General features: G+C 44.5%; 17 protein-coding genes. 13 read left to right on the top strand and 4 right to left on the bottom strand.

Going from position 1 to position 13,896, the window contains the following annotated elements:
• The first annotated feature begins 144 nt into the window (after positions 1 to 144).
• The 3 genes from MAR181_RS15025 (at position 145) to MAR181_RS15015 (ending at position 2,816) form a co-directional block, all read left to right on the top strand.
• Positions 145 to 1,095: an amino acid ABC transporter permease gene (locus MAR181_RS15025; protein WP_013797452.1), complete on the top strand. Its 951-nt coding sequence runs from the start codon at positions 145 to 147 to the stop codon at positions 1,093 to 1,095.
• Complete coding sequence (locus MAR181_RS15020) at positions 1,088 to 1,834, top strand: amino acid ABC transporter ATP-binding protein (RefSeq protein WP_013797451.1); 747 nt, start codon at positions 1,088 to 1,090, stop codon at positions 1,832 to 1,834. The genes MAR181_RS15025 and MAR181_RS15020 overlap by 8 nt, the downstream gene beginning before the upstream one ends.
• Positions 1,835 to 1,916: 82 nt before the next feature.
• Positions 1,917 to 2,816 carry a LysR substrate-binding domain-containing protein gene (locus MAR181_RS15015; protein WP_013797450.1) on the top strand — a complete coding sequence of 300 codons (900 nt, stop codon included), beginning with the start codon at positions 1,917 to 1,919 and terminating at the stop codon, positions 2,814 to 2,816.
• 323 nt (positions 2,817 to 3,139) lie between these two features.
• On the opposite strand, the gene MAR181_RS15010 is transcribed toward MAR181_RS15015, so the two are convergent.
• Positions 3,140 to 3,556 (bottom strand): YebG family protein, encoded by a 417-nt coding sequence (locus tag MAR181_RS15010; protein ID WP_013797449.1) that lies wholly within the window; start codon positions 3,554 to 3,556, stop codon positions 3,140 to 3,142.
• A 124-nt stretch (positions 3,557 to 3,680) separates the two neighbouring features.
• On the opposite strand from MAR181_RS15010, the gene MAR181_RS15005 reads away from it, so the two are divergent.
• The 5 genes from MAR181_RS15005 (at position 3,681) to MAR181_RS14985 (ending at position 7,659) form a co-directional block, all read left to right on the top strand.
• Positions 3,681 to 4,544 (top strand): mechanosensitive ion channel family protein, encoded by an 864-nt coding sequence (locus tag MAR181_RS15005; protein ID WP_013797448.1) that lies wholly within the window; start codon positions 3,681 to 3,683, stop codon positions 4,542 to 4,544.
• Between the two features lie 9 nt (positions 4,545 to 4,553).
• A complete protein-coding gene (locus MAR181_RS15000; protein ID WP_013797447.1) occupies positions 4,554 to 5,141 on the top strand; it encodes a DUF1439 domain-containing protein in 588 nt (195 codons plus the stop codon).
• An 82-nt stretch (positions 5,142 to 5,223) separates the two neighbouring features.
• A complete protein-coding gene (locus MAR181_RS14995) occupies positions 5,224 to 5,703 on the top strand; it encodes an FKBP-type peptidyl-prolyl cis-trans isomerase (protein WP_013797446.1) in 480 nt (159 codons plus the stop codon).
• Positions 5,704 to 5,908: 205 nt separating this feature from the next.
• Complete coding sequence (locus tag MAR181_RS14990) at positions 5,909 to 6,262, top strand: hypothetical protein (RefSeq protein WP_013797445.1); 354 nt, start codon at positions 5,909 to 5,911, stop codon at positions 6,260 to 6,262.
• Between the two features lie 20 nt (positions 6,263 to 6,282).
• Positions 6,283 to 7,659 (top strand): class II fumarate hydratase, encoded by a 1,377-nt coding sequence (locus MAR181_RS14985; RefSeq protein WP_013797444.1) that lies wholly within the window; start codon positions 6,283 to 6,285, stop codon positions 7,657 to 7,659.
• Positions 7,660 to 7,742: 83 nt separating this feature from the next.
• Here the strand turns inward: MAR181_RS14985 and MAR181_RS14980 are convergent, their stop codons facing one another.
• On the bottom strand, positions 7,743 to 8,198 hold the full coding sequence (locus tag MAR181_RS14980; RefSeq protein ID WP_013797443.1) for a GNAT family N-acetyltransferase: 456 nt from the start codon (positions 8,196 to 8,198) through the stop codon (positions 7,743 to 7,745).
• A gap of 117 nt (positions 8,199 to 8,315) precedes the next feature.
• Between MAR181_RS14980 and MAR181_RS14975 the strand changes: the two genes are divergently transcribed.
• Positions 8,316 to 8,756, top strand: a complete 441-nt coding sequence (locus MAR181_RS14975; protein ID WP_013797442.1) for a GNAT family N-acetyltransferase — start codon at positions 8,316 to 8,318, stop codon at positions 8,754 to 8,756.
• Positions 8,757 to 8,765: 9 nt separating this feature from the next.
• On the opposite strand, the gene MAR181_RS14970 is transcribed toward MAR181_RS14975, so the two are convergent.
• Together MAR181_RS14970 and MAR181_RS14965 are read right to left on the bottom strand one after the other, a co-directional pair.
• Positions 8,766 to 9,029, bottom strand: a complete 264-nt coding sequence (locus tag MAR181_RS14970; RefSeq protein WP_013797441.1) for a DUF3820 family protein — start codon at positions 9,027 to 9,029, stop codon at positions 8,766 to 8,768.
• Positions 9,030 to 9,059: 30 nt separating this feature from the next.
• Positions 9,060 to 9,965: a LysR family transcriptional regulator gene (locus MAR181_RS14965; RefSeq protein ID WP_013797440.1), complete on the bottom strand. Its 906-nt coding sequence runs from the start codon at positions 9,963 to 9,965 to the stop codon at positions 9,060 to 9,062.
• Positions 9,966 to 10,151: 186 nt separating this feature from the next.
• On the opposite strand from MAR181_RS14965, the gene MAR181_RS14960 reads away from it, so the two are divergent.
• The 4 genes from MAR181_RS14960 to MAR181_RS14945 all read left to right on the top strand — a co-directional run bounded on the left by MAR181_RS14960 (position 10,152) and on the right by MAR181_RS14945 (position 13,870).
• Positions 10,152 to 11,267, top strand: coding sequence for an S-(hydroxymethyl)glutathione dehydrogenase/class III alcohol dehydrogenase (locus MAR181_RS14960; RefSeq protein WP_013797439.1), 1,116 nt, complete (start codon positions 10,152 to 10,154; stop codon positions 11,265 to 11,267).
• 109 nt (positions 11,268 to 11,376) lie between these two features.
• A complete protein-coding gene (gene fghA, locus MAR181_RS14955; RefSeq protein WP_013797438.1) occupies positions 11,377 to 12,207 on the top strand; it encodes an S-formylglutathione hydrolase in 831 nt (276 codons plus the stop codon).
• Between the two features lie 332 nt (positions 12,208 to 12,539).
• Positions 12,540 to 13,073, top strand: a complete 534-nt coding sequence (locus tag MAR181_RS14950) for a YbhB/YbcL family Raf kinase inhibitor-like protein (protein WP_013797437.1) — start codon at positions 12,540 to 12,542, stop codon at positions 13,071 to 13,073.
• A 23-nt stretch (positions 13,074 to 13,096) separates the two neighbouring features.
• Positions 13,097 to 13,870 (top strand): helix-turn-helix transcriptional regulator, encoded by a 774-nt coding sequence (locus tag MAR181_RS14945; protein WP_013797436.1) that lies wholly within the window; start codon positions 13,097 to 13,099, stop codon positions 13,868 to 13,870.
• The last annotated feature ends 26 nt before the right edge of the window (positions 13,871 to 13,896 follow it).

Below are 13,896 nucleotides of genomic sequence, written 5' to 3'. Positions count from 1 at the left end.
TGTTATAAAAAGTGGCGCTGTCAGCGCCACTTTTTGTTTTCATAACGGCTAGCGATTGACCTTAATCTAGGTGGCTAGTGTCTTAGTAGGTTTGGATGCCTATTCTTAATTTAAGTTGGAAACACGACGGGGAACCTCTCATCGATGGAAAATAAATCACACCTGCTTTTATGGAAAGGCTTATTTTTGCTGATCCTAGTTGGGTTGGGCTTTGGTATTTACGCCTCCAGCAAAAGCATTGACTACACATGGCGTTGGGAGCGTATTCCACAGTATATTGTGAGTACTGAGCCGACTGAAATTCGTGCCCCTTTTGATGGTACTGCTTACGTAGACGATGCCACCAACACCATCACCATTGAATCCGATATCGGTCTCGATCCTCTGGTCATCAAGAAGTTTGATGACGTATTGATTTATGATGGTGATCTAGTATTTGAAGGGGATCCAGTCGCTGAACGAACCGGTTGGACGATTGGACCAATTACCTGGGGATTATGGATTACACTGAAATTATCGGTAGTGTCCCTAGTTTTTGCTGTCATCATAGGCTTATTTACTGGTCTTGCACGCATTTCTCATAATCCAGTGCTGCGTTACCTCGCCATTACCTACGTTGAATTGATTCGTGGTACACCACTTCTGGTGCAGATTTTTATCTTCTATTTCTTTATCGGCACAGTACTAAGTCTGGATCGATTTACGGCAGGCGTGGCGGCGTTGTCTGTTTTTACCGGGGCTTATATTGCTGAGATCGTACGTTCTGGTATTCAGTCGATTCACCCAGGGCAAATGGAAGCGGCACGCAGTTTAGGCATGAACTATGTAAAGGCCATGGTGAACGTTATTCTGCCGCAAGCATTTAAGCGTACTTTGCCGCCTATGGCTGGTCAGTTTATTAACCTGATCAAAGATTCTTCATTGGTATCTGTGATCTCCATTACTGACTTAACCAAAGCGGGTCGTGAAGTGGTGAGTTCTACATTTGCACCTTTTGAAGTCTGGTTTACGGTCGCATTATTGTATTTAGTACTTACTGGTTCTTTATCTTGGGCCATCCAATATCTAGAGAAGAGGTTGTCAGCCAGTGACTAAGCAGCTAGGTGAGCACATTATTCGTGCTGAAAATGTTGATAAAGTGTATCCAAATTTATGTCACGCTTTGAAAAAAGTGTCGTTGGATATCAAGCGTGGTGAAGTGGTTGTGATCATAGGGCCAAGTGGTTCAGGCAAGTCGACTTTTTTGAGGACGTTGAATCAGTTGGAAACCATTTCAGAAGGCACGATTCATATTGATGACATCAGCCTGACTGACAAGAAAACCAATATCAATAAAGTCCGTGAAGAAGTGGGCATGGTGTTTCAGTCTTTTAACCTGTTTCCGCATAAAACAGCTCTTGGTAATGTGATGTTGTCACCGATCAAGGTGTTGAAAAAGAGTAAACAAGAAGCCGAGCAAGAAGCCCGTGAGCTGCTGAAGCGTGTGGGTTTGGCTGAACGCATGAACAACTACCCATCGCATTTGTCTGGTGGTCAGCAGCAACGTGTGGCCATTGCCCGAGCTTTGGCCATGATGCCAAAAATCATGTTGTTTGATGAGCCGACCAGTGCCCTTGATCCGGAAATGGTTGGGGAAGTCTTGGATGTCATGAAGAGTCTTGCCAATGATGGTATGACCATGGTGGTAGTGACTCACGAAATGGGGTTTGCCCGTGAAGTGGCTGACCGAGTAGTCTTTATGGAAGATGGGGAATTGGTGTTTGAAGAGTCGCCAGATCGCTTCTTCGAATCGGATAACCCTCGTTTACAGCGTTTCCTTGGTCAAGTGCTGTAGGCCTCAAGACTTTATGTCTCGAGGGCTTTAGGTTAAAGTCGCCTTGCTCTTTATGATCAAGGCGACTTGCTAGGCACCGAGTATGAATCAAAAATCTCTCCCTCCTTTGAATTGGCTGCATACCTTTGAAGCCTCTGCACGCCATCTTAATTTTACTCATGCTGCGACCGAATTGTGTCTGACACAAGGGGCTGTTAGCCAGCAAATACGTTTACTCGAAAGTCATCTTGGTGTGGCACTTTTTCAGCGTTTGGCTCGTGGTTTGAGCTTAACCAAAGAAGGTCGAGCCTATTATCCTGTGGTGCAAGATGCCATCAGTCGTTTGTCTGTTGGTACCAGTGAGATTTTTTCTCCCGACAGTCAAAGTCTCGTTAAAATACGCGGCAGCTTGTCCTTTTTTAGTTATTGGTTAGCACCAAAATTGGCCGATTTTAAAGCTCTGCATCCGCACATAGACATTCGTTACGCTAGTCATATTTGGTTGGCTGAATGGGATGCCGAAGAGGACATGGAAATTCGTTGGGGGCACGGTGATTGGCAAGGTTTGTTGTCACAACGTCTTACATGGGACAGTTTGATGCCTGTCTGTTCGCCAGCATTACCACAGCATACTCGCTTGGACACGCCTGCTGATTTAACCAATCACACTTTGCTGCATGTGCTTGGCTACGAAGAGGGTTGGGGTTATTGGTTGAATATTATGGGCGAAGATCAAGTGGATTTTTCCCGAGGGATGCAATTTGACACCTTGGTATCAACACTGCGTATGGCGGAGCTTGGGCAAGGCGTGGCTTTAGCAAGATCTTCCATGGTGTCGGAGCTTATTGCACAAGGACGATTGATTGCGCCTTTTGCGAAACAAGTAGAAGCCAGTGAGTCGTTTTATTTGGTGAAAGAATCCAGTGCCCCATTGCACTCGGCGGCTCAAGTGTTTTTTGATTGGTTATTAGAGCAAGCTCACAGAAGTAAGCCTGCTCAATGACATTGTGTCAGTTAGAAACACAGCCAACTAATAAGCTCAACCACGCCAGCAATTCCCTCAAAAATTATCAGCAAGAGTTCATCATCTTGCCAAACGTATTTGTATTCCTCACTTTCTATATTAATCCCCCGGTTTTTGAATCCCGATGTTTGCAAGCCTAAATGCTAACGCAAAGAACAAGCCACTGAGTCGAGGTGGTGAGTTAACTCCGAGCTAGCTGGCATGTATGCGTCCTTGATATTTTAAACACTATTTAGTGCCTCATGAATTTCTTAGAAAAAGCTCACTCAATCTTGCCATTAGATTAAGCCGCATGGCATAAACTAAGCCGCATGGCTTTCATCAAAATCGCCTTCTTCAAATGGATCGGCCGCTTCTTCCTCCTGATAAATTTGTTCTTCATCGGTTTCTATTACTAAGTCTTCCAACGACGCGCTTGGCGATTTTGGTGTTTTGTTGAGAGCCAGTTCCGTTTGTGAACTTTGGCTGTGTTTTTTCTTACTTGTCGTTTTCTTTTTTGGGCCAAGGGCATCAATGACACTGTTCTTGTGCTCAGCCAAGTACATGGCTAACGACTCTCGCAGGGGATCATCTTCAACGAGCTGGCTACCGCTGAGTATAATCTCCAGCGCTTCAGCAGTATCCAGAAGCTTGTCATAAGCGTCTGCTTCGGCTTTTGAAGTAAAAGTCATTTTTTCGATTCCATGGCGTTCTACGACGTATTTAATAATGACGGACATAAGTCACCTCACAAAAATTATACTGTACAAATATACAGTATAATTTTTTGTCTTGTCTACACTTTATTGTTGTCTCAAGGAATACTTTGCTAAAGTGTCCTATTCCGTACAGAAGTGACTCTTTATGCCTTTCGATTTATCTCAATTGGATCTATCCATCATTACTGATCATGTCGAGCTGGCACTTACTCTGACGTTGATTTTTTTGGTGTATTTAATTCGTCGTTACACCAAGCGAGCGATTCGTCTTAACCAACATATTGATCACGATAAAAAGCGTCAAAGAATTAATGCCGCGGATAACGCCTTTAATTTCTTATTTGTCGTTGGGTTGATTTTGATTTGGTCATCAGAGCTGCAAAATATCGCCATTTCCATTGCTGCTTTCATGGTGGCATTAGTGATTGCCACAAAAGAATTCATTGCCTGTATCGTCGGCGCTTTTTATCGCGCCAGTACTCGACCATACCAAGTCGGTGATTGGATCAAGGTTGCCAATTTTGAAGGGGAAGTGACGGACAGTGACTGGTTATCCACTACGTTATTTGAAGTGGATTTAAAAGGCGGTAGTTATACTTATACAGGTCGTACTACGCTTGTGCCGAACAGTGTGTTATTGGTTCATACTGTGCAAAACCTGAATTACATGCGACGCTATGTGACCCACAGTTTTTCCATTTCACGCCAGACCGATGATGTGAACCTGTTTGAGATTAAAGAGCACATATTGGCTAAGCTTCGTGAATACAGCGAACACTTTCATGAAGTGGCCATCCGTTACAACAGCCTAATCGAAAAACGCTTGGATATTAATATCTCGGGGCCTGAACCACGTGTTCGAATTACCACGACTATGGAAGGTCATAATGTGTTTACCGTGTCGTTATTTTGCCCAACTGATGAAGCGATCGACATTGAACAAAAAGTAACGGAAGATTTTATGCGCTTTTGGTTTGAAAAGCGTCGACTCATAGATTCTAAAGAATAGGAGTATTTCATGCGTCTGTATTCAACCATTGCTCATGTGTTATTGCTTGGATTCACAAGTTTGATATTAACAGGCTGTAATAGTTTTCGTGTGAGTGAAGCCGATGTTAATAAAGATTTGGCTAAGCAGCTGGAGCAGTCGAAAGAGACGCGTTTGGCTTTAACTTCTGGCGATGCTGTGGTTTTAAATCTTGCGATTAAAGCGGCAAAAGTAGATTTCTTGGAGCGAGATGGCGGTCTGATTTCCGTTGCTTTAATGTGTGATTTAACGGGGGAAGTGTCGGCATTTGGGCAAAGCTTTTCGCTCACAACTGATGTCAATCCTTCTTTTGAATCTGGTATTCGTTTACAGGATAAGCAATTGTTTTTAGTGGCCCCAAGATTTACTCAGGTTGTGATCAGTGGCTCCCGCTTTGATGAAAACATCATCCGCTCAACTTTAGGTTCCTTACAAGACAAAGTCGAAGTCGCCTTACGAGACTACTTTGACCACCATCCAGTCTATGAATTAAACCACTCGCCATTCGAAAAATTAGCCGCTTCCATGGTGAGTGACATTGTGATTGAAGACGATTCCCTTGAATTGTCTATGTTTTAATAACATAAAACTTTTATAATACTCGGCGGTTTATTTTGGTCAGTTTCGATCCAAACGCTTTTAATTTATATGAGGAAAATGCATGTCCATTGCAGACAATCAAGTCGTTCAATTTCATTATACGTTACGTCATGGTGAAGAGCTGATCGAAACTTCCGCGGGAAAAGAGCCAGTCGCGTATCTTCATGGCCACGGTAATATTATTCCCGGTCTAGAAAAAGCCATGGAAGGAAAGGCTGCGGGTGATGAGTTTGCTGTGACAGTATCACCAGAAGAAGGCTATGGTGAGCGTAAAGAGAACCAGACACAGCAAATGCCCGTAAAGCATTTGCAGGGCTCGAAGCGTTGGAAAGCGGGAATGGTGGCGACAGTACAAACGGACAAAGGCCTGCGTCAGGTGACCATTGTTAAAATGGGTCTAAAGCACGCCACAGTTGATGTAAATCATCCATTATCTGGGAAAGAGTTGACCTTCAATATTGAAGTTGTAGCGACTCGTGAAGCCACTAATGATGAAATCGCACACGGTCACGCACACGGTGTGGGCGGTCATCACCACTAAAAGGTTAGATAAAAGGTCAGATTTCGAAAAGCCTCTGTTCTTAATAGCAGGGGCTTTTTTATGTCTGGCCTTTAATGACCTCAATCAAAAGGCGATGGTTAATTATTAAAAAATAATAAGAATCGTTATCAATTTCTTGACAGGAATGGAATGACCGAACATTATTGATAATAGTTATCATTTATAATGTTTGGAGGGTAAGGCTATGAGTCGTTACTTGGTGCCATTTTCTGTACTTGAGCAAACCATTCAGGCTGGTCAATGTGCCGACTCGCCAGAGGTGTTGTATCACTACCTGAATTTAACGGAAGAATATGCTGAGCGTTTGAACATTACCGATGCGACTGTGCTGCATCAGAGAGTGTTTAATGTGTTATTGGATACTGTGTGTGATACCAATGTCGCGCCTCATTGGCGTCAGACATGCCTCGATAAAGTGTACTTGCCTCTCTCTCATCTTAAGCGTCTGATCGTGACTTACCAGGACGCGAGAAACTATTTCAAAATGGAGCATAACCTTAGGGTGTTGAGCCATTATTTCATCTCTTCTTTTGAGTAGTAAAAGGACAATATTTAAGAATGAAAATGCGCATTGAAAAAGACAGTATGGGTGAACTCGAAGTACCAGAAAGTGCTCTTTATGGTGCTCAAACGCAACGAGCGATTAATAATTTTCCAATCAGTGATGAGCCATTGCCAGAAGCTTTTATTCGTTCTCTTATTTTGATAAAAGCGGCGGCCGCTCAGGCGAATGAAGCTCTAGAGTGCATTACACCTAAACAAGCACAGGCTATCCAGAATGCTTGCAATGAACTGTTGGATGCGGATGATTTGATGCAGCATTTTCCAGTAGACGTGTATCAAACTGGCTCTGGTACCAGTTCAAACATGAATGCCAATGAAGTGATTGCGACTCTTGCCAGTCAGTACAATGGTGAAACCATTAACCCGAATGACCATGTCAACTTTGGTCAAAGCAGTAATGACGTGATTCCAAGTGCGATTCATGTGAGTGCGACGTTAGAATTAGCGGGCCATTTATTGCCTGCCTTGGAGCATTTAAAAGCCACTATTATCGAGAAAGGCAAGCGTCTAGCAACCTACACCAAGACAGGCCGTACTCACTTAATGGATGCCATGCCGGTTCGTTTGGATCAAACCTTTAATGCTTGGGCAGCTCAGCTGCAAGATAATATTGATAATTTGAATCACATCAAAAGCAAAACCAGCCAATTGGCACAAGGCGGTACGGCGGTTGGTACGGGGATTAATGCCCACCCTGAATTTGCTCAGCGCTTTGCGCAATCACTGTCCGAGCTAACCAAGCAAACCTTCTCTCCAGGGCAGGATTTCTTTGCTTTGATTGGATCTCAGGACACAGCGGTTGCTTTATCTGGTCAGCTTAAAGCCGTTGCAGTGACCTATATGAAGATTGCAAACGATTTACGCTGGATGAACTCAGGTCCATTGGCCGGATTAGGGGAAATAACCTTGCAAGCATTGCAGCCAGGCTCTTCCATTATGCCTGGCAAGGTGAACCCCGTGATTCCTGAGGCGACGGCCATGGTAGCAGCGCAAGTTATAGGAAATGATGCGGCGGTGACGATTGGTGGTCAGTCAGGCAATTTTGAATTGAATGTCATGTTGCCTATGATTGCGAAAAACCTGTTGAACAGCATCAAACTGTTGGCCAACAGTGGTCAGTTGCTTGCAGACAGTGCGATCGCGACGTTAACCGTGAATGAAGCGAAGCTAAACGAAGCTTTGCACCGTAATCCCATTTTAGTCACGGCGCTTAATCCCATTATTGGCTATGCAAAGGCGGCTGAAATCGCGAAAAAAGCCTATCAAGATGGTCGTCCTGTGATTGATGTGGCAGATGAGGAAACCGACTTAAGTCGTGAAGAGCTGACCAGCTTGCTCGATCCTGCCAAATTGACCCATGGTGGTCTGTAGTTTTGTTGGTGGGTTAGTTCCCTTGCCTATCGATAAAAATGAAGCCAGCGGCATGCTGGCTTTTTTATACCTTATAATCACTATCAGAGTGTTTTTGTCATGAAGACACTGTAAGGGTCGGGTTGATAATCTGCAAATGGACCACATTCGCTGAAGCCATTTTTTTGGTACAAGGCTCTGGCGGGAGCAAAAAAATCTTGGGGGCCCGTTTCCAAACTGATTCTTTCTAATCCGCTTTGCTTTGCCGTGGTGAGAATGTGGTTAAGGAGTTTGGAGGCAATGCCTTTATTACGAGCTAAGTGGGATGTGCGCATAGACTTGATTTCCCCTTCCTTAGCGTTGTGTGTTTTTAAGGCACCGCAGCCAAGCAGTTGGTCTTTTTCCCAAACGGTCCAGAAAACAATGTTTGGCTTTTTAAGTTCGCTAAGATCAAGGGCATGGGCGCTTTCAGCTGGTGAGGTCGCATGCATGTCGTCTAGGTGTTCTTGGATTAAGGTTTTAACGTCTTGTCCCGATAAATCGTCGATGAGGATTTCCATACGTGTTTGATTTCCTGAAGATAAAGATTAACTGTAAAAAATAACCAGCATATTACAAGCAAACTTTATGCCTCCTAGAGGTATACTCTCCACTGAACTTCTACATTAAGGATAACGGTGTCTGCCTTGTTGATATTACGACCTGCAAAAATGAGTGATTCCGATGATTTGCTGACTTGGCGCAATGATTCCTTGACACGGCAAGCGTCTCATTCGATGGACCCAGTAAGCGCAGCAGATCATCAACGTTGGCTGGAGGCGTCATTGAAGGCGACCAAGCAGAGGCGTTTGTGGATTGCCGAGTTTAACGAATGTGCCGTGGGGACTTGTCGAGCCGATAAGCTCGAGCATGCTTGGTTACTGTCATGGACTGTGGCACCGGGTGCCCGAGGTAAGGGCCTAGCGCATCAAATGCTGCAAGCAATGCTCTCGCAATTTGATGAACCGCTTGAAGCTCAAGTCAAATTGGGCAATCAAGCCTCGATTCATGTCGCGCAGAAAGCCGGTTTCCGACTGATCAAAGAAGAGCATGGGGTGCTGTTTTTTTATCGTGATTAAAGAGGTTCATTAATCATCAAAGCGAATGCGGACTTTTGGGGCATTTTTGGGTTCTTCTGTTGGTAGACGTAAAGGTTCTACCAGCTTTTCTAAACCGTTGATTTTGATTTCCAATACAAGTTGTAACCAAGTCCCTAAATTGCCATTTGGCCAACCTTCTTGCGCAAACCACAATAGATAGGCTTCCGGCAGATCGATCAAGGTGCGTCCCTGATATTTGCCAAAGGGCATGGTTTGGCGGGCCACTTGGATTAGATCTTCTTGTGCAAACATAACCGACTCTCAGATAATGGAATGGCCTATTTAATCATAGGCCTGCGGTGGTTGAAATGGGGCATTATCTTGAAAGCAGGCAATTAAATAATCACAAATGGCTTTTAGCTTTGGAGAAGGGTGGTGAACTTTTGGGTATACCAACCAAACGCCACTGTAGGGATACTGATACTGTGATAATAATGGCACGAGGCGGCCCGAGTCGAATTCTTCTTGAACATAATAATCGGGTAATTGAGCGATGCCTAAGCCTTTTTTGACCGCGTCCAATAAGGCTAGACCAGAGTTGCTACGCCACTGACTACTGACTTTGACTTCTTTTCGCTGGCCATTTTGTTGGAACAACCAATGACTTTTGGAGCCAATCAAACACTGATGCTTATTGAGCTCAGATAAGGTATGCGGCATACCGTATTGATCAATGTATTCTCGAGAAGCACAGAGGAATTCTTTGCGATCACAAAGGCGTCGAGACAGCAGACTAGAATCTTTCATCGCGCCCATGCGAATGGCCAGATCATAATTTTCTTCGATCAGGTCTACAGCGCGGTTGGTAAGATGTAGGTCCAGTTCAATTTTTGGGTGACTGGTTAAAAAATCGTTCATCACTGGCGCTATGTATCGTTCACCAAAGGTCGTAGCACAGGTCATTTTAAAGGCGCCAATCGGCGCTTGATTCAGTGAGGAAATGACTTCTTCAGCACTGGTCAAGGCCGCTGGTAAATCACGACAGTGTTGATAATACAGCTCCCCCGCTTCACTTAAACGAATCCGTCGGGTAGTGCGGAACAAAAGTGTGCAACCTAGCTCGGATTCCAGTTGCGTTACTAAGCGACTGATATGAGAAGCCGAAACGCTTAATTTTATGGCTGCGGCCGAAAAACTGCCTTGTCGAACGACTTCCACAAAGGCTTCCATTGCTTCCCAATTCTTCATTAGGGTGCCCTCAATTGATCCAAATAGAGTGTTATATTATAACTATTTGATGGTGTTTTGAAATTATTATTGCTGTATGACAATAATAATTTGCCAATACGAGCATTATCGTCTCAATGATTTAGGACTACACTGCTCTTACTTGATTTAGAAAGTCTCGAATTCAAACCAATTTTGGAGTGCGCAATGAAATGTAAAGCTGCTGTTGCTTGGGGACCAGGCCAACCGTTAAAAATTGAAGAAGTGGATGTACAGGATCCGCAAGCGGGTGAAGTGTTAGTTCGCATGGTAGCAACGGGCGTGTGTCACACGGATGCCTTTACCTTGTCAGGTGAAGATCCAGAAGGCATTTTCCCAGCGATCTTGGGCCATGAAGGTGCCGGTGTTGTTGAAGCGGTGGGTGAGGGCGTTACCACGCTAAAACCGGGTGATCATGTTATTCCTTTGTACACGGCCGAGTGCGGCGAGTGTAAATTCTGTCAATCTGGTAAAACTAACTTGTGTCAGGCGGTTCGCGAAACACAAGGTAAAGGTTTAATGCCGGATGGCACGAGCCGGTTTAGCATCAATGGCGAACCTATTTTCCATTACATGGGCACCTCTACGTTTTCTGAGTACAGTGTGGTACCTGAAATTTCATTGGCGAAAATCCATGTTGATGCGCCGTTGGAAAAAGTCTGTCTACTAGGTTGCGGCATCACGACAGGCATTGGTGCGGTATTGAATACGGCAAAAGTGGAAGAAGGCGCAACGATTGCTGTGTTCGGTTTGGGGGGCATTGGTTTATCCGTGATCCAAGGTGCTCGCATGGCCGGTGCGTCGAAAATCATTGCCATTGACATTAACGAGTCTAAGTTTGAAATGGCGACCCAATTCGGCGCTACCGATTGTGTTAACCCGAAGAACTTTGATGCGCCAATTCAGCAAGTTATTGTCGACATGACGGATGGCGGCGTGGATTACTCGTTCGAATGTATCGGTAACGTACAAATCATGCGTCAAGCGCTTGAATGCTGTCATAAAGGTTGGGGTGAATCCATCATCATAGGTGTCGCGGGTGCAGGCCAAGAAATCTCCACTCGTCCATTCCAATTGGTAACGGGGCGCGTATGGAAGGGCTCGGCTTTCGGTGGCGTGAAAGGTCGCAGCCAATTACCAGGCTACGTAGAAGACTACATGAATGGCAAAATCGAAATTGACCCGTTCGTGACTCATACCATGCCGCTGGAACAGATTAACGAAGCGTTTGATCTGATGCACGAAGGTAAGAGTATCCGTACCGTCATTTTGTTCGACCAATAAGTATGAGCCAAAAATGACGGCTTTGCTTGCCTCGGTTCAAATGAGTCAACAGAGTACGTCACTGATGCGCATCGTCCTATTGCGACGGTGCGAATGCTAAGGAGAAAACATGGAACTCATATCCAGCACTAAAAGCTTCGGCGGTTGGCTGAAGCGGTATAAGCATGAGAGTTTGTCAGTCAAAGGTGACATGACGTTTGCCATTTATCTGCCTCCACAAGCGGAAACGCAAAAAGTGCCGGTTTTGTATTGGTTGTCAGGTTTGACCTGTACCGATGAAAACTTTACTCAAAAAGCCGGCGCGTTTCGCAAAGCGGCGGAATTGGGCTTGGCCATTGTCTGTCCTGATACCAGCCCGCGTGGCACGGATTATCCGGGTGAACATGAGAGCTATGATTTTGGTTCGGCAGCGGGCTTTTATTTGAACGCCACAGTGGCACCTTATTCAAATACTTACCACATGTACGACTACGTGGTGCAAGAATTGCCGCACTTGGTGGAAGCCAATTTCCCGGTGACAGACAAGCGTTCTATTTCTGGGCATTCGATGGGCGGTCACGGAGCCCTGATTTGTGCGTTGAAAAATCCAGGACATTACCTATCGGTTTCCGCGTTTGCGCCGATCGTTAATCCAACGGATTGCCCTTGGGGCGAAAAAGCCTTTACTGGTTATTTAGGGGAAGACAAAAGTACTTGGCAAGAATGGGATGCCAGCTTACTGATCGCGAACGCCAAAGAGCGCTTGCCGTTGCTGGTGGATCAAGGCGAAGCCGATAACTTTCTTGCTGAACAACTGAAACCTGAAGCCCTGGAAGCCGCTTGTGAACAAGCAGGCCATCCACTGACTTTACGTCGTCAGCCGGGATATGACCACAGCTATTTTTTCATTGCTAGCTTCATTGATGAACATCTAGAGCATCATGCTAAAGCCTTGAGTTGATCACGGGGTTGACTGAAAAAAGCGAGCTTAGGCTCGCTTTTTTGCTTTTGCTTTTGCTTTTGCTTTATTGCTTTAGCTTTTTTGCATTAGCTTTTTTGCTTTAGATAGGGGCGTTAATAGTGAATAGCATTCCATTCTGTACTTTCCTCAATACCTATTTCAAGCAAGGTCTCTTTTCTCTATTGATACTAAACTGTATTTTTCTATGTTATTTCATAAAGTATCAAAATTAATGTTAAATTAATTCAAATTGATATTTTGTGTTGGGTGATGGCATTTTAAACGCTTTTACTATAACCGCTTCTAAGGTTGGAAATAGTAAGAGGTTATGTATGAAGAAGTCCGTGATTATGACAGGTTTAATGGGGAGTTTGCTTTCAATGGCTGGTCAGGCGTTTGAGCTGACTAGCCAAGATATTCAAGAAGGTCATAAGCTGCCTAAGTCTTTTGAATTTAATGGTTTTGGCTGTTCTGGGGAGAATAAATCTCCGCAATTAGAGTGGTCTAGTGTGCCAACGGGAACGAAAAGCTTCGCGATTACCGTATATGATCCGGATGCGCCTTCGGGAAGCGGTTGGTGGCATTGGTCTGCTTTCAACATCCCTGCTTCAGTGACATCGTTACCTCAAGGTGCCGATTTGACGAAATTGGGCGCGACTGAGCTCAAGTCGGATTATGGCAGTACGGGTTTTGGCGGTGTTTGTCCACCAAAAGGCGATAATATGCATCGTTATCAATTTACCGTTTGGGCGTTGCCTGTTGAAAAATTGGATTTAAATGCGCGTGTTTCGGCTGCATTAGCTGGCTTTACTGTTCGCAGTTTGGCAATCGATAAAGCCGTGTTAGTTGCACCATATAACCGTTAGTTTATCCGTCATTAGGAGTATTAATGAGCCCGCTTTTTAACGTCAGCCAGATGTATGGTTTGCAAACACAGCGACTGCGTAATGTGGCCATTCTTACTCCTAGTATTTTCAAAATCCGCTCAGGACGAAAGCGTCTATTTTGGCAGGATGATGTCTTGGAATTTAATGCATCGACCTTGTTATTAGCAAAAGCAGGGCATCAACTGACGTTTGAAAATGAACCTGCGAAAGAGCGATTTTCATCCGTGAAAATCAGTTTTTTATTACCGCCACCGGAAGAGATGATTCAGCTTAGTATAAAAAGAGCGGATCAAAACCGAACCCCACAGTTTAGTCCGAGTAAAGCCTTGATGAAGAGCCTCGATTTTTTATTGCAACTGGACATATCAGATTTAAGTGAGGCGGCGCAAACGTATTGGTTACATGGTTTTTATCAGCAGTTGGCTGAAGCAGGTAAGTTGCATTTCATTTTTGAAGGTCATTCGATTTCTTTTGAGCAGAAAGTCACTGATCTGATGCTGCAAGCTCCTTGGAAGGATTATCAATTGGAGCAAATTGCCACGTATTTCTCGATGAGCAGAGCAACCTTGATTCGCCGTCTGAAAGAGGAGAATACCCAATTTAGAGCCGTTTTAACAAAAGTTCGAATGAATCATGCTATTGACTTGATACAGCAAGGTCATCGTCAGCAGATCGATATTGCCGTGCGTTGTGGTTACCAGTCTCAAGAGCGTTTTAGCCAACGTTTTCAAAAATCATTTGGGATTACACCGAGCCAATACATTAAGACACTCTAACTCATCTCTGCCCTAAATTTTTTAAT

The organism is Marinomonas posidonica IVIA-Po-181, assembly GCF_000214215.1.
GTDB classification, from domain to species: Bacteria; Pseudomonadota; Gammaproteobacteria; order Pseudomonadales; family Marinomonadaceae; genus Marinomonas; species Marinomonas posidonica.
Note: the sequence above shows the minus strand (reverse complement) of the source record. Positions and strands in the feature narration are given on the sequence as shown.